Genomic DNA, 24974 nt, shown 5'->3' on the forward strand with positions numbered 1-24974 from the left:
GGCGGCTATGATGACTTTTAAAAATCTTTGTCAGTTCAAATATCAAACATTTATTTCTCAGACGGCGCAGCAATCGAGTGTCAATGTTGTCCGTATTACCAAAAAGCGCGGCGCAAACGTTATTTGGTTAGCCAGTGCTTTAAGTGCCTTGCTACTTAGCGGTTGCCAGAGTACAACGACCACGGATTTAACCGGTGGTACGCCTTATCAAACCTCGACGCGGCCGAGTGACAATCGTAATTTGGATCAGCAAGAAATTGCTCGCGTTCGCACCTCACTTGCGGCACAATATATCCGCAAAAATGAGCTTGATACCGCTCAGCGTCAACTTGAAAAAGCCTTTGCTGCCGATAGCCGTTATGCGCCAGCCTATGATATGATGGGCGTTTTGTTGCAGCAAGAGGGCAGTCGCCTTAATCTTGAAAAAGCCGATCAATACTTTAAAAAAGCCATTATGCTTGATAAAGATTTTGATCAAGCCCACAACAATTATGGCGTTTATCTGTCGCAGATGAAGCGCTATAAAGAGGCGGCGGCGCAGTTTGAAATTGCAGGGGCAGCACTTGGTTATGAAGGTCGTATTGGGGCGTTAGAAAACTTAGGACGCACTTACCTTCAGCTGAATGATCATCCAGCCGCTGCCAAAGCGTTTTTGCGTGCCTTAGATGGTAACCGCAATAGTGTGATTGCACACATTGAATTGGTCGATTTATTACTCGAGCAGCAGCGTGTGCAGCAAGCACAAAGGCTTTATGACGAAACTTTGATGCTGGTACAAGGGCAGGGTATTAGCCCGCGCTTGCTATTGCAAGGTATCAAACTTGCGGCAGCACAAAATAACATAGCAACCCGCCAGCAATTGGCACAGCAGCTTTTATCCGCTTATCCACTAAGCGATGAAGCAAAACAACTTAAGACTTGGCTTAACAATCCAGAGGCACCATGGAAATGACCACCCCATCATCAAACACTCAATCTAACGCTCAGGGATCATTTGGTGCCATGTTGCAGCAAGCCCGCAAAACTAAGCAAGTCAGCTTGGAGGACGCGGCCGCCGAGTTATTTATTTTAAAACGACATTTGCAAGCTTTAGAAAATGAAAATTTTGCAGATTTACCGCAGGCGGCGTTTGCGCGTGGTTTTGCGATTAACTACGCAAAGTTTTTGGGTTTAGATCCGGTAAAAATAGCCAATAGCTTCGATGCTGCTTACCCAACTGAGCTAAAGTCGCGCTCAACCAACAATATTGAGTCGCCACTACGCCCGATGGGTACCCTGCAGCGTGATACTCATAACCGTATCCGTTTTAATCCATTACTAATCATCGCGGTCATTGGTGTCATTATCTTAGCGATTTTCCTATTTCGTATGGTCAGTAATGCCAGTAAAGACAATAATCAGCAGCCAGTAACCAGCAGTGAAGACATCTCAGCGCTAGAACAAGCGCAAGGTGCGGCGATTGATACCGATACTAATGGCGTTGGTGCTTCTGGTTCAGCACTTAACTTGGGTGGCGATGCAAGTATGGCACCAGCTACGCTGGATGTTAAGCTGACAGATGCCGCTGTCGTCACTATTACTGACGCTACTGGTAAGAGCTTGATAGCTGGCTCGCAGACTGCTGGTAATTATCAATTATCTGGTATGCCGCCCTTTAATGTACAGATTGATAATGTTAAAAATGTCAGCTTGATGCTTAATCAAGAAGCGGTAGCTTTAGACAGTTATGCTACAGGCACACAAGCCAGTTTTGAGCTCGCGCCTTAGTTTTTAAGTAATTGGTTTATTAGTTGGTCAGTTTATTAAATAACTGGTTTTAAAGTGAGCGCTAATTTTTCCAGTGATTGCTATTTCTAAAACCGTTATTGTTAGTGTTAAATAGTAATTAGTCTTAAGAAAATTATTGGTGTTAAAAAGCTATTGGTCTTAAAACTTTATTAGCGTTATAAAAGCGATGTTTGTTTCCAGTTTTTTTCGTTCCAATTTGTTCCAATGAAAGGGTTTGTCTATGTCAACGTCAGCGCCTATTAACCGTCGTCTTACTAAAAAAATATATGTCGGTGATGTCGCGATTGGTGGTGATGCACCGATTAGCGTGCAAAGTATGACCAATACTGATACTTGTGATGTGGCAGCGACCGTTGCCCAAATCGAGCGCTGCGTTGAAGCAGGGGCTGATTTGATGCGCGTATCGACGCCGACGATGGATACGGTAAAAGCCTTTGCGGAAATTCGTAAGCGTGTCAGCGTACCTTTGATTGCTGATGTGCATTTTGATCATAAAATTGCCTTGGCCGTTGCTGAAGCCGGTGCAGATTGCCTACGTATTAACCCAGGTAATATCGGCAGCGACGCCAAAGTACGTGAAGTAGTCGCTTGTGCTAAGCATTATAATATTCCTATTCGTATTGGCGTCAATGCAGGCTCATTGGAAAAGGATATTCAGCGTAAATATACTGAGCCAACCGGCGCTGCGATGCTTGAATCAGCCATGCGCCATATCGATATATTAGAGCGCTTGAACTTTGATCAATATAAAGTGTCGGTGAAAGCCAGCAATGTGTTTTTAACGTTAGATGCTTATCGCCTGATTTCTGCTCAGATTGATAATCCACTACATTTAGGCGTCACCGAAGCGGGTGTTTATCGTACAGGCGCGGTTAAATCCGCAATTGCCTTAGGTGGGCTATTACTAGACGGCATCGGCGATACCATTCGTATCTCCTTAGCCGCAGAGCCGGAAGAAGAGATTAAAATCGGCTTTGACATTTTAAAATCGCTAAACATTCGCTCAAATGGCGTGAACTTTATCGCTTGCCCAAGCTGCTCGCGCCAAGAGTTTGATGTCATTAGAGTGATGACGGCGTTAGAATCACGTTTAGAAGATATCCGTGAACCGATGAATTTGTCGGTGATTGGCTGTAAAGTAAACGGTCCGGGTGAAGCAAAGGAAGCGGACATTGGTATTGTCGGCGCGGCACCAAAATCACTGGTCTACCGTATGGGCGAAAAAAGCCATTTGATTGATACCAATAATTTGGTCGATGAGATCGAAGGCATGGTACGTGCGCATGCTGAAGATTTGGCGAAAAAACGTGAGAATGAAATCATTCGTGTAAAGTAATAAAGTAATACGCTGAGCTCTTAAAAGCTTAATGTATAAACGTCACGACAAAAATAATTAGTAATAGAGTACTTTGTTAAAAAATTTAAGGATGCGACCGTACCATGATTAAAGCGATCAAAGGGTTTAATGATATTTTGCCTGAACAGTCTGCAAAATGGCTGCACTTAGAGTCGATATTGGCTGATGTGCTGGGCAGATACGGTTATGAGCATATTCGTCTGCCTATCGTTGAGCAAACCGATTTGTTTGCCCGTGCTATCGGCGGCGCAACCGATATCGTCGAAAAAGAGATGTATAGCTTTACCGATAAGTCTGAGCCACCAACGCCATTGGCATTGCGTCCAGAAGGTACGGCAGGGGCAGTACGTGCAGTGATTGAGCACAATTTGCTCCGCGGTGATACGCCGAAACTTTGGTATATCGGTCCGATGTTTCGCTATGAGCGTCCGCAAAAAGGTCGCTACCGTCAGTTTCATCAATTGGGTGTCGAAAGTTTTGGTAGTGCGCTACCGGATGCCGATGCCGAGCTGATTGCCATGACGCATCTAATGTGGCAGGAATTGGGTCTAAAAGACGAGATGCGCTTAGAGCTTAATAGTTTGGGTGAGCTTGATGAGCGCCATGCTTATCGCGAAGCACTGGTTGCTTATCTGACTGATAAACAAGATCAGCTAGACGATGACAGCAAACGCCGTTTAACGACCAATCCGCTGCGTATTTTGGACAGTAAAGAGGCGAGTACCCAAGCGTTATTGGTAGATGCGCCAAAGCTTGCTGAGTTTTTGGGTGCCGAGAGCAAGGCGCATTTTGAGCAGGTGCAAGCGTATTTAACCGCACTTGGTATTGAGTTTGAAATTAACCCGCACTTAGTACGCGGTCTTGATTACTATAATAAAACCGTTTTTGAGTGGGTAACTGATAAGCTTGGTAGCCAAGCGACCGTTTGTGCGGGCGGTCGTTACGATGGTTTGATTGGGCAATTAAAATCTATCGGTAGCCCTGATGATAAAGGGCATAATAAACCAGTGAAGTCTGAGCCAGCCGTTGGTTTTGCGATGGGTCTTGAGCGTCTGTTATTACTTATCGAAGCCGTGGCGCCGATTGCAGAGTTGCCAGCTTGTGACGTTTTTGTGGTTGCTCATCCAGAAGTTTATAGTGCGGGTATTGGTTATGCGCAAGCGTTGCGCTACAGCCGTCCTGACCTACGGGTAAAAATGGCGAGCGCAACCAGCTTAAAAGCACAAATGAAAAAAGCGGATAAGTCAGGCGCTGCATTAACAGTGATTATCGCCCAGCAAGAGCTCGATGATAATACCATTAGTATTAAAGATATGCAGACGGGTGAGCAACAAACGGTTGCGACAGATTGGCTATCGACTAAAGAAAACTTTGATCGTTAGTAAAAGAAAACTTGGTTCGCCAGTAATGGATGGTGGCTTTAGCATTCGCATTTAATAACACTTTTATCAGGTAAAAATATATGGCTCTGACACCCAATTCGCCAAACACAGACAATTCAATGCAAGCGTTAAAGCAGTATGGCAGCTATATTGTCACCGCGATTTTATTGGCGTTGGCCGCCTATTTCGGCTGGACGTATTGGCAAAATAACCATGCGCGCGTCGATACCGTCGCAGCCGACCATTATGCCGATATTCAGCGTTTAAATGAAGAAGTCAGCCTAGCGTCGCAAAATCCAGATTTAGAAGCAGAGGCGCAAGCGTCACTGGCGGAGAGCCGTAAACAGTTAGACAAAGATATTGATGCTTTAGTAAGCACCCATGGTAACTCTGTCTATGCATGGCAAGCGCTGATGATTAAAGCCCGTCAACAAGTGGATAACGATGACTTTAAAGGTGCGGGTGAGACCTTTAAAAAGGCACTAGCAATCGATTTGGGCGATGCAGGCTTAGAAGCGATTACCCGTCTGCGTTATGCGAAGACGTTACTAGCGGCTGGTGATGCCGATGCAGCCTTGGCTGAAGCCAATAATGATATGCCAAGCTCGTTTGAAGCGAGTCAGCAAGAGCTATTGGGTGATATTTATCTAGCGCAAGATAATAAAGACTCAGCGGTTAAATCTTACAATAATGCTTGGGAATTGTTACGTAACCGTCAAGAAACACGTGCAGTATTGGCATTAAAGATGGAAAGCTTAGGTATCGTACCTGAACCTATTGCAGCGCCAGCCAGTCTTATCCAAGAACCTGCGGTAGCTGCAGCACCTGCACAACAGCCATCAATGGTTGAAGATGAAAACACGGTAGTTACTGCTGAATAGTAGATGTTGAAAATAGATAGTAAAAATATTTTCAATAATAAACGCTGCTGCTAGATATGAGCGCTAACGCTTTAATAAGTATTTTAACAAAAATTGTCATACCTCAAATCGTTCTACAAACCGTTTTAAAAAACTGTTTTAAAAACTAAGTAGCGCAGTAAGTCAGGAGGGTAGTATTAATAATGAGTGCTTATTTATGTGCTGGTTATTATTGTTCACCGTTTACTTGCTGATAGCTAATTTATTAATGATTAATTTATTGCTAGTGAGACCCTATAATGACTCAAGCTATTCGCTCTAACAGAACTATAAACGCTAAGACTCTCAAAACGACGGCCATGCATGTCGCCGTTATCGCAGTGATGGCAACTGCAGTCGTTGGGTGTAATCGAGGTATCAAACCAGTCGTCAATGACCCTGTCAAATTGGTGCAAATTGCGCAGCCAATTAGTGTCTTGCAGCCGGTTTTTAGTACCGATGTTGGTAGCAAAAAAGCCAGTAGTAAAGATCCGCTTGACCTGCAAGTGGGCTATGCCAACTCGCAGATCGTTACTGCATCACGCGGTGGTGATTTAATAGGCTTTGATAATGCAGGTCAACGCCTATGGTCAGTCAATGTTGGTGATCAAATTACCGGCGGCGTTGCTTTAGATGCCTTGAGCCAAACCGCTATTATCAGTACCCGCGGTGGTCAAGTGATGGCGTTTGATAGTGCCACTGGCGCTAAACGCTGGCAGACCCAGCTTAGCGGTTCGGTACTAACGCCTGCTTTAATCAGCAATAACCGGGTGGTTTTATCAGCTAACGATGGCTTCTTACATGGGTTATCGCTACAGAACGGTCAGTCGGTTTGGCAGTTTGCCACCCAAGTACCTGCTATCAGCATACGCGGTAGTGCAGCGCCAACATTGCTAGATGCGAAAACCGCACTATTGGCCACGGCTGATGGTCGCTTGCATGCCGTTACTATCGACAATGGCTTACCGCAGTGGTCACGCCGCGTTGGCGTCGGTGCAGGCAGTAGTGAAGTTGAGCGTATGAGCGATGTCGATGGCATGCCTATCGTCGATAAGAACCAATTGTTTGCCATCAGCTATAGTGGTCAGTTGCTAGGTATCGACTTAGCTTCTCGTCAAGTGCTTTTTGTCAATGAGCTTGCGAGCTTAAAATCACTGGCGGTGAACAATCAGCAAGTCATTGCAACCAGCTTAGACGGCAAAGTAGTTGCTTATAATCGCAGCAATGGTGAAGTTTTGTGGGAAAGCGAAGAGTTGGCTTATCGTCATTTAACCAACCCTGTAATGATTGGCAATTATATTGCTGTCGGTGATTTTGATGGTGTAGTACATTTATTTGACCCTGCTAGCGGCAAAATTGTCAGCCGTGTACAGACTAAAGGCGCATTAAGTAGCCTACAAGTACAAGGTAGCCGTTTACTGACCCAAAGCACCTCAGGGCAAGTTGCTATTTGGCAATTGGCGCGCTAGATTTTTATAAGTCATTGCTTATTTGATTGTACTGATTAAATAAGCCTGCTTATAGTGACATCAATACAAAACGCTGCTCAGTCAGCGTTTCGTGCCTTGTGTAAATTGCTTGTTTAAGCGGTCGCTTTCGCGTACTCTATGCGACCGCTATGTAGTAGGCGTTATTCATATATAATAGCGTTATCTATATAGTCGATTCATTTTAGAATTTATATTTATAGCCCGTGGCCATTAATATCTCGATATTATTTCGCACTGACTATATTTGCTATTATCTAATTTTATCGTTTTATTTCTATAATTTATTTAAATTTGCGGTCAAGTGCAGCTATTCATCTTTATGATAAGAGTCAGCGACCTGTCCGCCATTGTGCCCTTCACTGAGAGTAACCCATGAGTATCAAGCCTGTGGTCGCCTTAATTGGTCGTCCAAACGTCGGTAAATCTACCTTATTTAACCAGTTCACTAAAAGTCGGCAGGCATTGGTTGCTGATTTATCAGGGCTGACTCGTGACCGCCAATACGGTGATGCAACCTATGAAGACAAATCTTTCATCGTTGTAGACACCGGCGGTATCGGTGAAGCGGATGATGGTAGCGGCAATATTGATGACTATATGTCTGAGCAGTCGCATACGGCCATTCATGAAGCCGATATTATTGTCTTTGTGGTCGACGCCCGTGCCGGTATGATTGGTGCCGATGCTGAGATTGGCAAGTTTTTGCATACCCTTGGTAAGCCTGTTTATGTCGTTGCGAATAAAGTTGATGGCGCGCACGATGCCGCGCCTGCAGAGTTTTATGCCTTAGGATTGGGCGAGCCGTATCCGATGGCAGCCAGTCATGGGCGCGGTGTTGGTAACTTGCTAGAAGTTCTGACTGCTGATATGCCAACGCAAGAAAACGTTGTCGAGCCAAAAGGCTTAAAGCTGGCTATTATTGGTCGTCCAAACGTTGGTAAATCAACACTGGTTAACCGCCTATTGGGTGAAGACCGTGTGGTGGTATTTGATATGCCGGGTACCACGCGTGACAGTATTTATATTCCTTATACGCGCGAGGGTAGAGACTACGTATTAATTGATACCGCCGGTGTCCGTCGCCGTGGCAGAATCGATGAAAAGGTAGAGAAATTCTCAGTCATTAAAACCTTGCAAGCAATCGACGATTCTAACGTCACGGTTATTGTGATTGATGCTCAAGAAGGTATCGTCGACCAAGATTTGCATATGATTGGTTATGCGCTTGATGCGGGTCGTGCCTTGGTAGTCGCCATCAATAAATGGGATGGTCTCACTGCAGATCAAAAGAACTATATCAAGATTGAGATGGATCGCCGTTTCAACTTTATCTCTTACGTAAAAGTCCATCAAATCTCAGCATTGCACGGTACCGGAGTGGGTAACTTATATCCTTCTATCTTGCGTGCTTATCAGTCGTCGATGTTTGAGGTGTCAACCAACCGTTTGACGCAGATTTTACAAGATGCTGTGGCTGCCAACCCGCCACCAACGGTTGCTGGTCGCCGTATCAAGCTGCGTTTTGCGCATATTGGTGGTCATAACCCGCCGGTGATTGTCATTCATGGTAACCAAACGTCTTCGCTACCGAAGAGCTATCAGCGCTATCTTGAAAATCAATTCCGCCAAGTATTTAAGCTTGAAGGCACGCCGCTGAATGTTATCTTTAAACAAAATGATAACCCATACGCCAATAAAAGCGATACGCCAACCAAAGCAAAAGCGCAACAGCTACGCCAACGTGAACGCAATCGTGCACAAAAATTTACCACCAAAGATAAGCCGAGATTTACTAACAAAGATAAAAAACGTTAATTTTGCAAGATAGTGAGCGTCTTTATATTTTTTAGTCAATAAAGACCGTTTTATTTTATCTTTGCTATTTTTCCATCCTTGGCTTTTCTGTAATATAATTTGCCATGATGACTATACTAGCCATCATGGTATTTTTTAATTTAATAGATTCTTAAGTTACATTAAAATGTCGCATTCCGATCATCACCCTTATAGAATACCTGTACTATAATCAAAAGTTGTCTTAACTCAGTTGAGTGATATGAACAACCGCCCACCACAAACCCTTCCTATGCTTGTTTGGCAATCTATCGTACAGACCATGATTTTGGCTGTATTGGCAGGTTTTCTATTGTCTTTTGTTTATGGTTTGGTGCAGCACTATAAAGAAGAGCGTCAGCATATCCAGCAATTGGCGAATTTGCTGACGATTAGTGCGGCGAGCATCGATGGTGACAAGATGGTCGCGGAGCAAGTGCGCTTCTTGTTAGAGCATGAGCAGAGTGTTGAGAGTATTTTGTTTTATTCAACTTCTCAGCCTATTGCCGATAGCAATCAGTCCAGAGATGATTGGAAAAACGCCTTATTTGCCAATACGGTTAGCTTTAACTATCCGGTGGTCGGCGATTATATTAATGGCAGCAGCAGCCTATCTATGGTTAGCGATACGCTAAACCCCGCACAAAAAAGCATCGCCGCGCAGAATATCTCCCAGAATACACTTCAGCTAAATTCAAGCCTGCAAGCTGCAAGTAGTCCGCTGAGTAATAGACATGAATCAAATTCAGCCAGTGATTTAAATACTGAAAATACCTTGGTCGGCTATATTAATATTACCTTAGATGTGGCGACCCTACGTTCAAATTGGCTACAAAACAATCTATGGTTGTGGTTAATGACCACAGCATTGGCCATTATTTGGGCGCTGTATATTTTACGTAAATTAAACTGGCCGTCACAAGATATCGCCGTGCTTACGGAAGTTTGTGACATTGTCATCAAAAACCCTGAGCTTGAGCAGCTGCCCGTGATTCCACAGCGCTTTAAGTTTCAGGAGCTGGTGCAGATTAAGCAGGCTTTTACGACGTTGTTCAATCGTCTGCAAGAATCGAAACAAGATTATGAAGCGCTTGCCGCTTTCGAGCAGCAATTGCATCAAAAGGATTTGTCTTTAGATGTGCAGCTGCATAATTTTCAAAGCATGATTACGCATGAGCTAAAAACCTCGCTTAATGCCATTGTCGGCGGCTTACAGCTGTTAGATGATGAGCACCTCAATGATGAGCAAAAAGACGCGGTTGATATCATTCATAATGGCAGTAACAAACTGGTTTTGGCATTGGATCAAATCATTCAGCTTAATCAGATACAAAAAGGACAGGTCAGCCTACAGATAAGTGCGTTTAATCCACTGCAATTAATTGCTGATTTGTTGGCAGATTTTGAGCCTATTGCCAGACAAAAAGGCTTGGCATTAATCAGTCATATCCATCATATTGATTATAGCCTTGAAGGTGATGTCGGAAAAATACAGCAAATATTATCGATACTGCTGAGCAATGCGATTAAATTTACCCCCGTGGGTGAAGTCAGTATTACCTCGCAATTGACCCATTTTGATAATAGCAATCGTTGGCAGATTCGAGTCAAAGATACGGGCATCGGTATCGATAGTGGCTTTATAGACGATATTTTTAATCCGTTTTTTCAAGTAGATTCATCGCAAACTCGTCAGTATGAAGGCACGGGCATTGGCTTGCCAGTCGTCAAACAGATGACGCAGTTGATGGGAGCCAGTATTAGTGTCGAGAGCACGCTTGGCGTCGGGACTGAGTTTGTTATTACTATTCCGACGTCAAATCAACGTCAATCGCGCCAGCAACAGCTGCTGACGGGACTGGTCGTTGTCTACTACTATGATCAAGATAGCGGTGCTTTGTTGGATGAATTGCAGCGTTTAGGCGCGCATGTTATCTGCTATCAACATGAACAGCTCGTTATTGACGAGATGCAGCATAGAAAAGTCGATATGGTGATGTTTGCGGAAGACGTATTAGCAAGCAAAGCGGAATTAGTGGCCAAGCGTATTCGTGCCTCTGAGACCGACTATCGGGCTTTATTGGTATTTTGGTATCCACAGCAGCGTGCACGACATTTAGACAGCTTTGAGCATAGCTTAAAAGCGGCCGGAGTGGATTACTGTCAGGTGGCGACCTATGAAGATAAAGCGCTGAGTAATTTATTAAAGAGCTGGCTCGCTTGGTCTTAATGATGGCGGTAGGCATGAACATAGTGATAAGCATAGACAAATAAAAAAGACGCCCATAAACAGGCGTCTTTTTTAATACTAAAATCACTGCTAACTATTATAGTTACATGCAGACATATTTTTATGCAGGTTGTTAAATAACGTGCTTAAAATAAGTTTTGTGCCCAGCGGGTAAAACGTTGCCAAATACGGCTCATAAAGCCTGATTGTTCGATATCGCTAGTGGCTACGATAGGTACTGAAGCAACTGCCTTACCATCAATGACCGCCATCATTTTGCCAATTTCTTGACCTTTTTTGATAGGTGCTTCTAAGCTCTCAGGAATATCGACCACAGTAGTGATTTTATTCTTTTGCGTTTTATCGGTCAGAATTTGCAAACTGTCGCCAGTCGCAAGCTCTACTTCTGTCGCTTCGCCAAACCATACTGGTACTTTACTAACAAACTGTCCAGCAGGTGCTTTAGTTACGGTAGTAAAATGACCAAAACCCCAATTGAGTAGCTCACGTGACTGATCGGCACGGGCTTGCTGGCTTTCTGTACCCATAATAACAGAGATTAGGCGCATGCCATCACGATTACTAGAGGCGGCTAAGCAGTAACCCGCTGCATCGGTATGACCTGTTTTGAGACCATCAACCGTAGGGTCAGTGGCTAGTAGGGCATTACGGTTACCTTGGGTAATACCGTTATAAGTGAACTCTTTTTCCGAATAAAGACCGTAATAGTCGCCACTGTTTTTGATAATTGCACGTGACAATATGGCCAAATCTAACGCTGATGCTTGATGCCCTTCGTCTGGCATACCTGTCGAGTTGACGAAATGGGTGTTTTTCATCCCAAGCTTTTCTGCCTGCTCATTCATCAAGATTGCAAATGAGGCTTCGCTACCAGCAATATGCTCAGCCATCGCTTTTGAAGCATCGTTGCCTGATTGAATAATGATACCGCGTAACATATCGATGACGCTGGCGGTTTTATTGACCGGCACATACATACAAGACTGACTGCTACTACCACGGCACCAAGCATTTGGGCTCATCAAAACTTGTTCGTCTTCTTTGAGGTCACCTGATGCTAAGCGCTGCTCGATGATGTAACTGGTCATCATCTTGGTCAAGGACGCTGGTGGTAGTGCTTGATTGGCATTTTTTTGTGCCAATATTTCACCAGTGTTGTAGTCCATTAATACATAAGCCGTATTTTCCATCTCGGGTGGCTGTATGGCTGCGCTCGCCATCATTGCACTCATAGAAACACTGACACCCACTACCAGCTGTACTAACTGTTTTTTTACACGCTTTACTGTCATAGATTGTTACACCGCATCATAAAACCAAATGTATCTATCGCTTATATTTCGTGCGGAATCCCAAAGTTAATCTATTGTGGCATGCTTTAAAGCTGACTCTAAAGCTAAGATTTAAAACAGATTTTTGATGAGAGACTTAACGACTAAGCGATGGACATAAAATTAACGCCTTATCTTAGCAAAATGCCGACCGATGGGGAATCGATAAATACAATAAAATAGGACGCGACCAAAAACAGCGCATCATTGTGATAAACCACAGCGTTTAGAAGGGCAAAAATATGGGCATATAAAGCCCTTAGCTATGGATTATATTTCGATGCGCGAATACTTTTCTAACTGCCACAAAAAAGCCTGCTGCACCACCTGCGATACGCAGACCAGATGACAGCAAGCTTGATACTTTCTATAAGACTAATTAATAAACTTATAGCGTTTTTTAGTTGATTAACATTGATATAGTAAAAATCAGCGACCTGACGGTGATATGAGCAGTAGTTTTATTATGGTTATTTATCGCTACTTATCATGCATATAAAGCAAATGCTAGCTTCTGTTTATATCAGTACGGTTTATATCAACGCTTTTTATATAAAAAATGCTTGGGCTACTACTTTATTTATATTTTTCTAAAAAACAAGCTTCACTGTTTTTTATAATAGCTTATGAAGAATGCTTTTTAGGAAGATACTTTTTAATAGTAGCCTTTATGAAAGGCAGCTTTATTGAAAGCACCTTTTATTAATTTCTTAAGAATACTCAGCATTCGCCAAATCTTCACATAAGGCTTTGTTATCTTGTCTAGAGAAACCCATCGTCCAACTGCGGATACCTTGCAATATCTGACGGTAATCTTGCTGGGTAGATAGATACTGAATAGCCGCTTTTGGGTCTTCTAACGACGGCATCAACTCATGCAACTGCACGTTATAAGATTTATAAAAACGCTGTTTTTGTTTGCCCGTCAGCATCGGTGGACATATCTCTGATAGCACTTGCATCACTGCAATTTCATGCTTGGTGATGTTAATACCAGATAAATCCAGAGGAATGGTCGTCGCTGAATTAGACGCGGCATTGGTCGCTTGAGACAGCATAGCAATAGACGTTATCAGTCCTGCTAGACCTACTTTTGAGGCGGTCTTCGCTATCACAGAAGCTATAGATAATATCGATTGATTATTCATTCAGTATTACACTCGCTTATCTTTGTTTGATGGTGCTATGTTAATCGGTAAAAAAATAAAAGTCACATAAAATATTGATTTATGTGTAGATATATTGTGAGCTAAGCCACGTTTACAGCAACATATCAGTAGTATGTAGTACTAAGTTACCTCAACATAAAAATATTCATTGATAATGTTGTACCTTGTTGCCTACTGTAACTCTATCGCCATGTTTTTATACTAAAAAATGCTCATTGTTGCTACTGAAAATCGCCTATAAAAAGTCGTCTATAAAACCGAATATCAGGAAAACTCTAGCCCAAGACTGGGTTCGTCTCGTGGCACTATTAGGGTATAATCGGCCAAAATATTTTGGGTATAGCCACTGACATAGTCTCGATAAGAGGGATTATAGCAATTTTACGATAACAAAGTAGCTAAGTGGACAGACGGTCATTAATAACTGTATTGGGCAGAATTGAGCAAAAATGAAAATTTTAATGAGTAATGATGATGGGGTGCATGCTCCAGGGTTGTTGGCACTGTATCACGCGTTGTCAACCATTGCAGAGGTGGTGGTGGTTGCGCCAAGTAATGAGCAAAGCGGCTGCGCAAGCTCCTTGAGCATCTCAACGCCGCTATATACTCATGAATTGGAGTCTGGTTTTATTGCGGTGAATGGTTCGCCAGCAGATTGTGTATATTTGGCGTTACATGAAATTTACCGTCATACCGATTTTGACTGTGTGATTACAGGTATCAATTTAGGTGCCAATCTTGGTCAGGATGTTTTATTTTCTGGTACATTTGGCGCCGCATTGACCGCGCAGCTTTTTGGCTTGCCAGCGATTGCCACCTCTTTAGTGGGCGGCGGGGTCAAAGGTGCAGGGCAGGAGCAGGTAAGTCATTATCAAATGGCGGCTAATGAGATTGTCAAATTATTGACCGAAACTCCGATATTAGATGCTTGCAAAAATTTGCCCTATCATGTATTAAACGTTAATATTCCTGATGTTGATAGTGCCGATGCGATTAAAGGTCGAAAAATCACGGCTTTAAGTCACAGTGAGATTGCACGTCCTGTGCATCATGTGGTCGACCCACGCGGCCGCGATGCCTACTGGTTATCGCTACGCAAACGTCAACGTACATTATCCAGTGAGCTATCAAGTGAACTATCAACAGAAAATGTAGACGCTCAAACATCGTCCATAGAAATGACGGATGACCAAGCGGTGGCAGCAGGGTATATTAGTCTATCGCCTGTGCGCCTGCATCATACGCCAGCTGCTACCCTTGATACGCTCTCGGCGTTGGTGCTGTAAATTGATAGGTTTATCCGTGGTGATATTTATTAGTGGTTAAAAATCGCTAAAAAACCATTGGTTATCCAATAATTAATCATGGTATCTGAGACATTAAACGTTATAACCGTTAGCAAAATGCTTGTGAGTAACACAAGGAATTTGTGAGCAACATAAAGAATAGGAAATCTTGTATGAAGAAGCTTATTGCTGGATCGCGCTTGGCAACAGTGGCCTTGATGGGTACGTTGACAGCAGCCACATTAACGATGGTCGGCTGTGCCACCAAGCCCACTTATCAGGCAGCCAACCAAGCAGGACCTAAGATTATCACCAACGGACAAGGTGTTCCCAATTATCATCGCGTCCAGCGCGGTGATACGGTCAGCCAAATCGCGGCGCGCTATCGTTTAAATTATCGTCAAATTGGTGCGCTAAATGGCTTAGATAGTAAATATACGATTTATAGTGGTCAATGGCTCAAATTATGGCAAGGTGAGCCAGTACGCGCCACCAATAACAATCGCTATAACGCCTCTACACCAACGCAATCACAGCCAACCTATACGCCGCCTGTGACCAACACGCCCAATTATTCACAAAATCCTGTCTATGAAGTGACAGCCAACGCCACTTCAGGTTATGAATATCCGAGTCGTAACCAAGTGACGCGTAACTTTGATGCCGCCGCCGGTAACATGGGCATGTGGTTTGCTGGCACCATGGGCGATCCGGTACTTGCGAGCCAATCAGGAACGGTGCTTTATTCCGGTAATGGTCTGCCAGAATATGGCAACCTGATTATGATTCGTCATAGCGATAACTATATCACCGCCTACGCGCATAACAGTGCGCTGCTGGTCAAAGAAGGTGACGCGGTACAGCGTGGTCAGCGTATTGCAAATATGGGCAGCAGCGGTCAGACCAATCAAGTAGGCTTGGAGTTCCAAGTACGCTTAAATGGCAATCCTATCGACCCACGCGCGGTATTGGGTCGTTAAAAAAGCTCGTTGAAAAAGACAGTAATCAAGGCGTTAAAAAGGACGTTAACTCTTAGCAGCTTTTATAATAACTTGGCTATTTTAGTTAGTTTTATTAAAGCTGCGCCCATTAAGCTACTTTACTTATTCATACTTGAGATCTCTTATGTTATTAAAAAAACAATATCTGGCTTTGTTTCCCGCCTTAGTTATGGTTGGCTGTACCAGTCAGCAGGCGATGCAAAAGCCGAGCAAACCCGTACGCCAAGGTAATGTGCAAATTACCCAGACCCAAACCATTCAAGTGAAGCCAACGCCAGTACCTGTCATCAAACCGCAGCCCGTTGCCAAACCAAGCTATAACAGTTTCTCTGATTGGAAATCTGATTTTTCTATGCGCGCGCTGGCATCGGGTCATGACGCATCAACAGTGCGTCGTTTGCTTGATACGGCTTATTTAAACCAGCAAGTTATCTCGCTTGACTCAGGACAGCCAGAGTTTTCTAAGATGCCTTGGGAATATGTCGATTCTGCCGTATCAGATGGCCGTGTCAGCACAGGTAAGCGTAAGTTTGCCGAGCAACGGGCGTTTTTATCACAGTTAGAGTCGCAGTATGGCGTCAATGCAGAAATCATCGCCGCGATTTGGGGCATGGAGTCATCATACGGTGTGGTAACGGGCAATAGCAGTATTCCAAGCTCGCTTGCCAGCCTTGCTTATGATGGCCGTCGTCAAGAATTTGCTGAAACCCAGTTATTATCATTAGCGACGCTATTGCAACGCGGCGATGTTTCGTGGTCACAGCTCGATGGCTCTTGGGCAGGCGGCATGGGGCAAACGCAGTTTATCCCTGATACCTGGCTTAAGCACGGCGTTGATGGCGATGGTAATGGTCACCGTAACCCATGGTCGACAGGCGATGCTTTGGCGTCTACCGCCAATTACCTGAGTAATTCAGGTTGGGTGCGCGGTCTTGCGCCATTTTATGAAGCGACTGTTCCTGCGTCATTTGATTATTCATTGGTGGGTACCAAGCAGCCTGCTGCCAGATGGGCATCTATGGGTGTCGATACCATAGCCGATGTCTACTTGGATGCTAATACTCAAATGGAGCTATGGCTGCCCGCTGGTAAAGATGGTCCAGTATTGCTACTTAGCCCAAACTTTGATGTCATCAAAGTTTATAATAACTCATCAAACTATGCGTTAGGTGTGAGCTTATTGGGTAAAGCGCTTGCAGGGCAAAGTAGATTACAAAAATCATGGCCGCGCTATGAGCGTCCATTATCAACAGCTCAAGTTCGCAATTTGCAGCAGCGTTTGACCAGCTCAGGTTATGATACCAAGGGCGCGGATGGTATCGTCGGTACCAATACGCGACTGGCATTCCAACGCTGGCAAGCAGATAATGGTCAAACCCCAGATGGTTTTATCACCCAGCGTAGCGCGTCTTCATTAGCAGGATGGTGAGACAGAGTAAAGTCACTGTTTTTGGACAATCGTTATTTTCAGCGATGGTTTAAAAATAATAACTCTAATAAATAGAAAAACTCCGTTAATGACGGAGTTTTTTTATTAGTATGTTTTTATAAAATATTGCAGCAGCATTTTAAATAGTCATCTTAAACTCGTACATATCAAACTCAGCGTTATTATCATCTGAATCTTCATCTGCCGTCACCGCACCAATCACCGCACTGACTTTTGGCTGGCGTGTGTCGCCATCTAGCAGTCGCCAATCACCAAGCACGTAGCGTTTTTTATTACTCGTGGCTTGATGAATATCTGGGCGATGTGTATGCCCATGTAGTAAAGCATCACTATCATTCACGGCATTTAGCACCGCATCTTCATTGACATCCATGATATACGCCGCTTTATTGGCATTATTCTGCTGGCTTTTTTGGCGCATTTTATCGGCGATAGCCAAGCGTTTTTCTAGTGATTTATTGAGCAAATACCACTGAGTCAAACGATTGCGCATGATTTTGCGAAAAAACTGATATTTCTTATCATCAATGCATAACGCATCGCCGTGTTCTAAGCGGTAATTCTGCTGACCGACAGTCAAAGTATACGGCTCATAAATAAGCTCACCACCGAATAGATTGCAAAATGGCTGACCTAACAAAAAATCACGGTTGCCATGCATGATTAAAATCTCACAGCCAGCTACCCGTAGTTTTTTTAATTTAACGATAAGCGGGGTGAGCCAATGGGTTTGGCGCTCATCTTCTGATAATAATAAATAAGCATCATCACCAATCCATACTTCAAACCAATCGCCTAAAATAAATAGGCGTTTTAGCGTAGGCAGGGCAAGGCAATCATCAAGCAGCGCCAAAAAAGCCTGCACCAAGGCAGGCTCTTCAGGCGATAAATGCAAATCGCTAATCAATACTTGCCGCACCTCATGAGGGCAGGTGGTAATTAGATGGTCAAAACTTTGCATTTATCCTTATCCTCATAACTTTAAACAGTAACAACTGATAAGCTTTCACTGATTCATCGCTACTGAGTAATAACTATTGAAGAATGATTACTGAGTGATGATGGTGGCTGAATTGATAACTACCGGCTCTTTTGGCACATCAGCATGCATGCCGAAACGACCAGTAGGTACGCCGCGCATTTTTTCGATGACGTCCATACCGCTTGTTACTTTACCAAATACCGTGTAGCCCCAACCCTGCATATTTTTGCCAGAATGGTTTAGGAAATCGTTGTCTTTCACGTTAACGAAAAACTGGCTGGTTGCTGAATGCGGATCTTGCGTACGTGCCATCGCAATCGTACCTTTGTCATTCTTTAGACCGTTGTCCGCTTCGTTTTCAACGGGCGCGTTGGTCGCTTTTTCATTCATCTCAGCGTCCATTCCGCCGCCTTGAATCATAAAGCCGTCAATGATGCGATGGAAAATCGTACCGTCATAATGACCAGATTTTACATAGTTTAAAAAGTTTTCTACCGTTTTAGGTGCTTTTTCTTCATTGAGTTCGATAACGATCGCACCCATATTGGTGTCAAGTTCTACTACTGGTGGCATGTCTACCATGTGATATTCCTCTTTGATTGCAGCGCCTAACATGACGCTGTTAAGTGGTGGATGAAAAGTTGGTGATTAAAAAGTTATGGCTAGTCTAACGGCTTTTTTATCCCGTGTCATGTATCAGGCTGTTAATGCCTTTGCAAAAGCTGATAGAATAACGCAACTTTAACTTTTTACTATCATTTTTAATAACTTGTTTTTAATGATTTGGTTTGAATTTTCCATGTTACGTGATGGCACGTAGCATGAACTGACAATTTGCTTTAGGAGCAATGCCCGATGAGTGAGCACTCAAGCAACAATGCACAAAAAGACGAACAAAAAAACGATTTTATTCGCAATATCATTCGTGACGATGTCAAGGCGCAAAAATACCCACAAATCGTGACACGCTTTCCACCTGAGCCAAATGGTTATTTGCATTTAGGGCACGTTAAATCTATTTGCTTAAACTTTGGCGTGGCCGAAGAGTTTGGCGGTGTTTGTAACCTACGTTTTGATGACACCAATCCGACTGCAGAAAAGCAAGATTACATCGATAACATTAAGAACGATGTGAAATGGTTAGGATTTGAGTGGGCAGGAGAGGCGCATCATGCGTCAGGTTACTTCGACCAGTTGTATGCATGGGCCGTGCAGTTGATTGAGCAGGGCGATGCCTATGTAGACCTGCAGTCACCTGAACAGATTAAAGAAAACCGTGGCTCCTTTAATGAGGCTGGCACGCCATCACCACATCGTGATGCCAGTGTTGAAGAAAACTTGACCCTCTTTAATGATATGAAAGAGGGTAAGTTTGCGGAAGGGAAAGCGGTGTTGCGCGCCAAGATTGATATGGCCAGCCCAAACATGAATATGCGCGACCCTGTCATCTACCGCGTCATGCATCAAGAACATCATCAAACGGGTGATAAATGGTGCATTTATCCGATGTATGATTTTGCCCATCCGCTTTCGGATGCACTCGAAGGCATTACCCATTCGTTATGTACGCTGGAGTTTGAAGACCATCGTCCCTTTTATGATTGGGCGGTTGAAAAAATCGGCTTTGATGTACCGCCGCATCAGTACGAATTTAGCCGCCTAAATGTCGACCATACCATGACCAGTAAGCGTAAGCTTAAGCAGTTGGTTGATGAAAATATCGTTAGCGGTTGGGATGATCCACGTATGCCGACGATTGCTGGTATGCGTCGTCGTGGTTATACGCCAGAGGGTTTACGTGACTTCTGTGAGCGTGTTGGCGTGACCAAAGTAGACAGCGTTGTTGATTTTCGCTTATTAGAGTTTAGTATTCGTCAATCATTAGAGACGACTACGGCGCGTGGTATGGCAGTGCTTAAGCCGTTAAAAGTGACGATTACTAACTTTGCGGAAGCGGTTAGTAGTTGGGAAGCGCAAAAGGCTGATAGCGTTAATGCGCGTTGGGACGATGATGCACAGACTTTGTGGTTAACGCAGCCAAATCATCCTAATGTCGATATGGGCGAGCGTGAAATTCCGTTTACCGAAACCCTTTATATTGACCAAGGCGATTACGAGATTGAGCCGCCAGCAGGTTATAAGCGTCTATCACCAGAAAAGCCAGAAATCCGTCTGCGTAATACCTATGTATTGGCAGTGACTGAGTATATTCTTGATGAAAGCGGCAATGTTGTTGAGCTAAAAGCCACGATTGATCCTGCAACGCTAGGTAATAATCCTGAAGGTCGTAAAGTTAAAGGTGTTATTCACTGGGTATCAGCCAGCCAAGGCGTCCCAGCGACCGTACGCATGTATGAGCAATTATTTAGCGTCGAAGACCCAAGTAGCGTCGCTGACGTGCATCAAGCATTGAATCCTAACTCGTTGACTGAGCTCGATGCCGTGGTTGAGCCGTCATTAGCAAATGCAGCAGCTGGAACGCGCTTCCAGTTTGAGCGTGAAGGTTACTTTATCGCTGATACAGCAGACCATAGCAGCGATAAGCCGGTCTTTAACCAAATCGTCAGCTTGCGCGACAGCTATAAACCTGCTTAGTGTAGAACTATTGGCTTTATTAACCGTGTTTAAAACAGCACTGAACAATAGTAGTTTTCAAACTTGCCCATTTCTAGTACGCTAGAGATGGGCTTTTTTTGTATAAGCATGGATTTTAATTGTTGATATTGAGGGTAAAGGAATGGCAAAGTTTTTAAATAGCAGTGGTACAACTTATCACTTAGAGGAATTGATTAAAAATGCTTCTGACCGCTTGATTATTATCAGCCCGTATTTAAAGCTAAATGAGCGTATTAAAGAGCTATTAGAAGACCGTAATCGTCTTAAAATTGATATACGTATTGTTTATGGCAAAAACGATTTACACCCTGAAGAAATAAATTGGCTTAAAAACCTAACATTTATTCGTACCAGCTTTTGTAAGAATCTACATGCTAAATGCTACCTCAATGAAAATGAATGCATTATTACTAGCTTGAACCTGTATGAGTTTAGCCAAGTGAATAATAATGAGATGGGTGTGCTTATTTACCGTAACGAAGACGCGAAGCTCTATGCTGATACTTATGAGGAAGCCCAACGTATTATTCGTATCAGTGATGAAGTGCGCATGTCGCTTGAAAAAGTAACTGAATCTGATAGTAGTGTTGATAATAAAGCCACTGCCAGTAATACAACCGTTAGCCATAATACTAATACAACGGTTAAACCTGCGGCAGAAACGGCAACACCTAATTACTCGAAGCTGACAACTGCAAAACTCGCTAAAGAGTTGGGCTTTAAGACCCAAGAGTTAAATGATAAATTGCTAGCAGCTGGCTATGTACAAGAGCAAGAAGGAGAGCTTACATTAACAGATGCTGGACGTGCCGCTGGCGGTACAAGTAAAAAAGGTAAGTTTGGCGAGTTTTGCTTGTGGGATTCAGGAATGGTGATTTAATTACTCTGCTAACAATACATTCATTCAGTTAGTGATAAATGGAATAAGCGCATTACAATCCGTCACAAGACATTCATAACCAGTTTGGTAATATAAAGTGAGGTTTTACTGATGTGCTCAGCGCTATTTTGATACCTGAGAATATCGATGATAATAATAGAGCGCATAGATACTTTATAGCATTAGATACTTTGTGGTATTAATGGGTATTAACGCTCATCACAAACATAAATAAGGAATTAAGTATGGCAAATTTACGTCTGGGTGATACTGCACCAAATTTTGACGCCACAACCACTGACGGTGATATCAATTTCCACGAATGGGCAGGGGACAGTTGGGTGGTTTTCTTCTCACATCCTGCAGATTATACGCCAGTATGTACTACTGAGCTTGGTCGTACCGCAGCACTAGGCGGTGAGTTCCAAAAGCGCAATGTTAAACCAATCGCGCTATCGGTTGATGGTTTAGAAGATCATAAAGGTTGGGTAAGTGACATTGAAGAAACCCAAGGTACTGCTGTCAATTTCCCTATCATTGCTGACCCTGAGCGCAAAGTCGCTGATCTCTATGACATGATTCATCCAAATGCTGATAGTACGGCGACGGTCAGAAGTGTGTTTATTATTGATCCTAAGAAAAAAGTACGCTTAACGCTGACTTATCCAGCCAGCTGTGGCCGTAACTTTGATGAGATTATTCGCGTGATTGATGCGATGCAATTGTCTGATGAATATAACGTAGCAACGCCTGTTGATTGGAAAGATGGCGACGACGTTATCATTCCACCAAGTGTGAAAAACGAAGATATCGCTGCTAATTATCCTAAAGGTTATACCGAAATTAAGCCTTATTTACGTACTACACCTGCGCCTAACAAATAAGTTAAGCGTATCTGATAGTTGTAATAGATGAAAAGTGAAAAGCCCTATGACTTAATGTTATGGGGCTTTTTTTATGTTTCAGCTTTTTATTGGCGTTAAGGTTTTGCTATGATGAGCAGAGTAGGCTATAACTGTTATATAGCGCATTGATAACTTTATCCAAACGCTATCTGCGATAATCATAATAAAGCCTAGCAGCGCTGAGTCGCTTTTGAGACCATCTTACAAGGAGTTTGCCATGAAAAAACTATACGTTACCCGTACTGCGCCCAATCCACGTAAAGCCCTGATTTTATTAGCGTCAAAAGGTATCGATGTTGACGATATGGATGATGTCGATGTGGTCGATATAGATTTTGCTACTAATGAGCAGATGTCTGATGAGTTTACCAAGATGAATCCGATGCAGACAGTGCCAGTATTAAAATTGGATGATGGCACCATACTCAATGATTCGCAGGCCGTGTGCGAATATCTCGACCGTGTCTATGGCGAGCGCTCAGTGATGGGTAATGATGTGGTACAGCGTGCGCAAGTGTGTTCTATGCGCCGTATTGCTGAGTTTGAAGTGCTGTATAATTTTATGCTGGCGTTTCAGCACAGTCACCCATCCAAAGCACAGCGGGTTGAACAAGTGCCAGAGTTTGTAGCGCCGTCTATCGCGCGCGCTGTTAAAGCATTGCCCTATTTTGAAACTATGCTAGATGGTCACGATTACTTAGTTGGCGACCAGTTAAGTTTTGCTGATATTGTGCTGTATTTAGGTTTGGACTTTGGCAAAATACTCAAGGTTAACCCGAATGAACAGGGCGAAAATCTGGCGCGGTTTTATCAAATGATGAACGAGCGTTTTAGTATTAAAAATATGGCAAAAGCCAAGCCTGCTCATGAGAGTGAGTAAAAACGGCGTGGTGTTATAAATTTAACAGCAAATTTAGCAATAAATAACGCCGATAGCCTTGGTTCGCTAATATCATTGTTAGCGACCCGAGGCTTTTTTAATCCACAGCTTAAATGAGAAATCAAACGATAATAGTTACTATTGATATATAGAATTACACACTTCGTTACAAAACCTACCATCATCGGCGCTATAGTGGTCAAATTATGAACACTTTACAAAAATAGATATAATCACTCCTTGTATAGGCAACAGTGAATTATGAAAAAGTTTAATCACAAGGTATGACGCTCATGACATCATCTTTTACCACGCTATCTTCTATCCGCTCATTTTCTAGGTTTGCCTTAGTGCCAAGTATCTTAGCAGCAAGTTTGGCCTTGGGTGCTTGTCAAAAAGACCCTGCGCCTACTGGCGGTGACGCACCAGACAACATTGAAGCGGGCACAGTAACTGATGCCACATTAAACACCGATACGGCATCTGATACAGCTAATGATACGAAACTGACTGCAGAGCAAGAGATGATTAAAGATTTAGCGCGTTATCGTTGGACATTATTGGATATCGACGACAAAAGTGGTGGACCTGTCATAACGACGCTTGTGGATATTAAGGAGCAAGTCACGCTGCTGTTTAATCAAAATCAAGGTCAAAACACGCTGAACTATAGTGTGGGCTGCAACACAATAAGTGCCGTGTATCAGTTGCAAGGTCAGACGCTAACGACCGAAGAGAGCATGAGCACTAAAATGCTCTGCGAAGATCTCAATAAAGCAGAAAATCGTTTAAATACCTTGATGCAAGGTAGCAGTCAGCTGAGTTTGACTGAAGGTGAAAACCCAGTGCTTACACAAGTGACCAGTAATGCGATTACGTTGACTTGGGAAGGTAAGCTTACTTCACAAGCCAAATATAACAGTAAGGGTGAAACTGTATTTTGGGCGGTAAATGCTAAGAAAGTAGCGTGTGCTGATGATAGCTCAGAGATGTGTTTACAAGTGAAGCCCATCACTTATGATGACCAAGGTATTAAAGTGAGTGAAGGAGAATGGTCAGCATTTACTGGTGAAATTGATGGCTATCAGCATGACGGCATGCATGACGAAGTATTGCGTCTCCAGCGTTATGAGTTAGACAATAACGAAAGCACAGAAGGCGAAGAATATGCTTATGTGTTGGATGCGGTGATTGAGAGTGCGGTAGCAGAGTAACTTGGTTAGTTGCTTTTACTATATAGTCAGTTCAATATAAAAGAGATACGTTCAAAATAACGTTCTGCTGAGATAAGTTTTCCTAGCTTGCTGTGCGCTTCGCACTCCAGAGGCTTCGAAAAATTTATCTCAGCAGCACTGTATTCTTTTTAAATCGAATCCGCCATAGTAAAAACATAGCATAAATAGTCAGATAGTTTAAATAAAAAACACGCGCCGTTTGGACGCGTGTTTTTTTATGGTTATTTACTATGTTCTAT

20 protein-coding genes are annotated in these 24974 nt (G+C 43.3%); 16 read left to right on the forward strand and 4 right to left on the reverse strand.

The window, feature by feature from the left end:
- The first annotated feature begins 7 nt into the window (after nt 1–7).
- The 8 genes from pilW to JMX50_RS05590 all read left to right on the forward strand — a co-directional run bounded on the left by pilW (nt 8) and on the right by JMX50_RS05590 (nt 10979).
- Entirely contained in the window at nt 8–952 is a 945-nt protein-coding gene (gene pilW, locus JMX50_RS05555; RefSeq protein ID WP_227670930.1) for a type IV pilus biogenesis/stability protein PilW, read from the forward strand.
- Complete coding sequence (locus tag JMX50_RS05560; RefSeq protein ID WP_201628770.1) at nt 949–1767, forward strand: helix-turn-helix domain-containing protein; 819 nt, start codon at nt 949–951, stop codon at nt 1765–1767. Before pilW ends, JMX50_RS05560 begins: the two co-directional genes overlap by 4 nt.
- A 241-nt stretch (nt 1768–2008) precedes the next feature.
- Nucleotides 2009–3124 carry a flavodoxin-dependent (E)-4-hydroxy-3-methylbut-2-enyl-diphosphate synthase gene (gene ispG / locus JMX50_RS05565; protein WP_201618878.1) on the forward strand — a complete coding sequence of 372 codons (1116 nt, stop codon included), beginning with the start codon at nt 2009–2011 and terminating at the stop codon, nt 3122–3124.
- A 104-nt stretch (nt 3125–3228) separates the two neighbouring features.
- Entirely contained in the window at nt 3229–4527 is a 1299-nt protein-coding gene (hisS, locus tag JMX50_RS05570) for a histidine--tRNA ligase (RefSeq protein ID WP_201628771.1), read from the forward strand.
- Between the two features lie 80 nt (nt 4528–4607).
- A complete protein-coding gene (locus JMX50_RS05575) occupies nt 4608–5408 on the forward strand; it encodes a YfgM family protein (RefSeq protein WP_201628772.1) in 801 nt (266 codons plus the stop codon).
- A gap of 278 nt (nt 5409–5686) precedes the next feature.
- A complete protein-coding gene (gene bamB, locus JMX50_RS05580) occupies nt 5687–6895 on the forward strand; it encodes an outer membrane protein assembly factor BamB (protein WP_201628773.1) in 1209 nt (402 codons plus the stop codon).
- A 393-nt stretch (nt 6896–7288) separates the two neighbouring features.
- Entirely contained in the window at nt 7289–8731 is a 1443-nt protein-coding gene (der, locus tag JMX50_RS05585) for a ribosome biogenesis GTPase Der (protein WP_201546843.1), read from the forward strand.
- 241 nt (nt 8732–8972) lie between these two features.
- Nucleotides 8973–10979, forward strand: coding sequence for a sensor histidine kinase (locus JMX50_RS05590; RefSeq protein WP_201628774.1), 2007 nt, complete (start codon nt 8973–8975; stop codon nt 10977–10979).
- A gap of 146 nt (nt 10980–11125) precedes the next feature.
- Here the strand turns inward: JMX50_RS05590 and JMX50_RS05595 are convergent, their stop codons facing one another.
- Nucleotides 11126–12292, reverse strand: a complete 1167-nt coding sequence (locus JMX50_RS05595; protein WP_201562979.1) for a D-alanyl-D-alanine carboxypeptidase family protein — start codon at nt 12290–12292, stop codon at nt 11126–11128.
- Between the two features lie 749 nt (nt 12293–13041).
- Entirely contained in the window at nt 13042–13479 is a 438-nt protein-coding gene (locus tag JMX50_RS05600; RefSeq protein WP_201562977.1) for an MCR_0457 family protein, read from the reverse strand.
- Between the two features lie 470 nt (nt 13480–13949).
- On the opposite strand from JMX50_RS05600, the gene surE reads away from it, so the two are divergent.
- From surE to JMX50_RS05615, 3 genes are all read left to right on the forward strand, one after another.
- Complete coding sequence (gene surE, locus JMX50_RS05605; protein WP_201628775.1) at nt 13950–14786, forward strand: 5'/3'-nucleotidase SurE; 837 nt, start codon at nt 13950–13952, stop codon at nt 14784–14786.
- A gap of 173 nt (nt 14787–14959) precedes the next feature.
- On the forward strand, nt 14960–15766 hold the full coding sequence (locus JMX50_RS05610) for a peptidoglycan DD-metalloendopeptidase family protein (protein ID WP_201628776.1): 807 nt from the start codon (nt 14960–14962) through the stop codon (nt 15764–15766).
- Between the two features lie 145 nt (nt 15767–15911).
- Entirely contained in the window at nt 15912–17216 is a 1305-nt protein-coding gene (locus tag JMX50_RS05615) for a lytic murein transglycosylase (protein ID WP_201628777.1), read from the forward strand.
- A gap of 139 nt (nt 17217–17355) precedes the next feature.
- On the opposite strand, the gene JMX50_RS05620 is transcribed toward JMX50_RS05615, so the two are convergent.
- Nucleotides 17356–18198, reverse strand: a complete 843-nt coding sequence (locus JMX50_RS05620; RefSeq protein WP_201628778.1) for a UDP-2,3-diacylglucosamine diphosphatase — start codon at nt 18196–18198, stop codon at nt 17356–17358.
- A gap of 87 nt (nt 18199–18285) precedes the next feature.
- Nucleotides 18286–18801: a peptidylprolyl isomerase gene (locus JMX50_RS05625; RefSeq protein WP_201618867.1), complete on the reverse strand. Its 516-nt coding sequence runs from the start codon at nt 18799–18801 to the stop codon at nt 18286–18288.
- Nucleotides 18802–19074: 273 nt separating this feature from the next.
- Between JMX50_RS05625 and JMX50_RS05630 the strand changes: the two genes are divergently transcribed.
- The 5 genes from JMX50_RS05630 to JMX50_RS05650 all read left to right on the forward strand — a co-directional run bounded on the left by JMX50_RS05630 (nt 19075) and on the right by JMX50_RS05650 (nt 24714).
- On the forward strand, nt 19075–20814 hold the full coding sequence (locus JMX50_RS05630) for a glutamine--tRNA ligase/YqeY domain fusion protein (RefSeq protein WP_201628779.1): 1740 nt from the start codon (nt 19075–19077) through the stop codon (nt 20812–20814).
- A 142-nt stretch (nt 20815–20956) separates the two neighbouring features.
- Nucleotides 20957–21715, forward strand: coding sequence for a phospholipase D family protein (locus JMX50_RS05635; RefSeq protein ID WP_201628780.1), 759 nt, complete (start codon nt 20957–20959; stop codon nt 21713–21715).
- 245 nt (nt 21716–21960) lie between these two features.
- Nucleotides 21961–22599 (forward strand): peroxiredoxin, encoded by a 639-nt coding sequence (locus JMX50_RS05640; protein ID WP_201562959.1) that lies wholly within the window; start codon nt 21961–21963, stop codon nt 22597–22599.
- Nucleotides 22600–22837: 238 nt separating this feature from the next.
- A complete protein-coding gene (locus tag JMX50_RS05645; RefSeq protein ID WP_201628781.1) occupies nt 22838–23500 on the forward strand; it encodes a glutathione S-transferase family protein in 663 nt (220 codons plus the stop codon).
- Nucleotides 23501–23793: 293 nt separating this feature from the next.
- Entirely contained in the window at nt 23794–24714 is a 921-nt protein-coding gene (locus JMX50_RS05650; protein ID WP_201628782.1) for an META domain-containing protein, read from the forward strand.
- Nucleotides 24715–24974: the final 260 nt, after the last annotated feature.

It is taken from the genome of Psychrobacter maritimus (assembly GCF_904846345.1).
Taxonomy (GTDB): domain Bacteria; phylum Pseudomonadota; class Gammaproteobacteria; order Pseudomonadales; family Moraxellaceae; genus Psychrobacter; species Psychrobacter maritimus.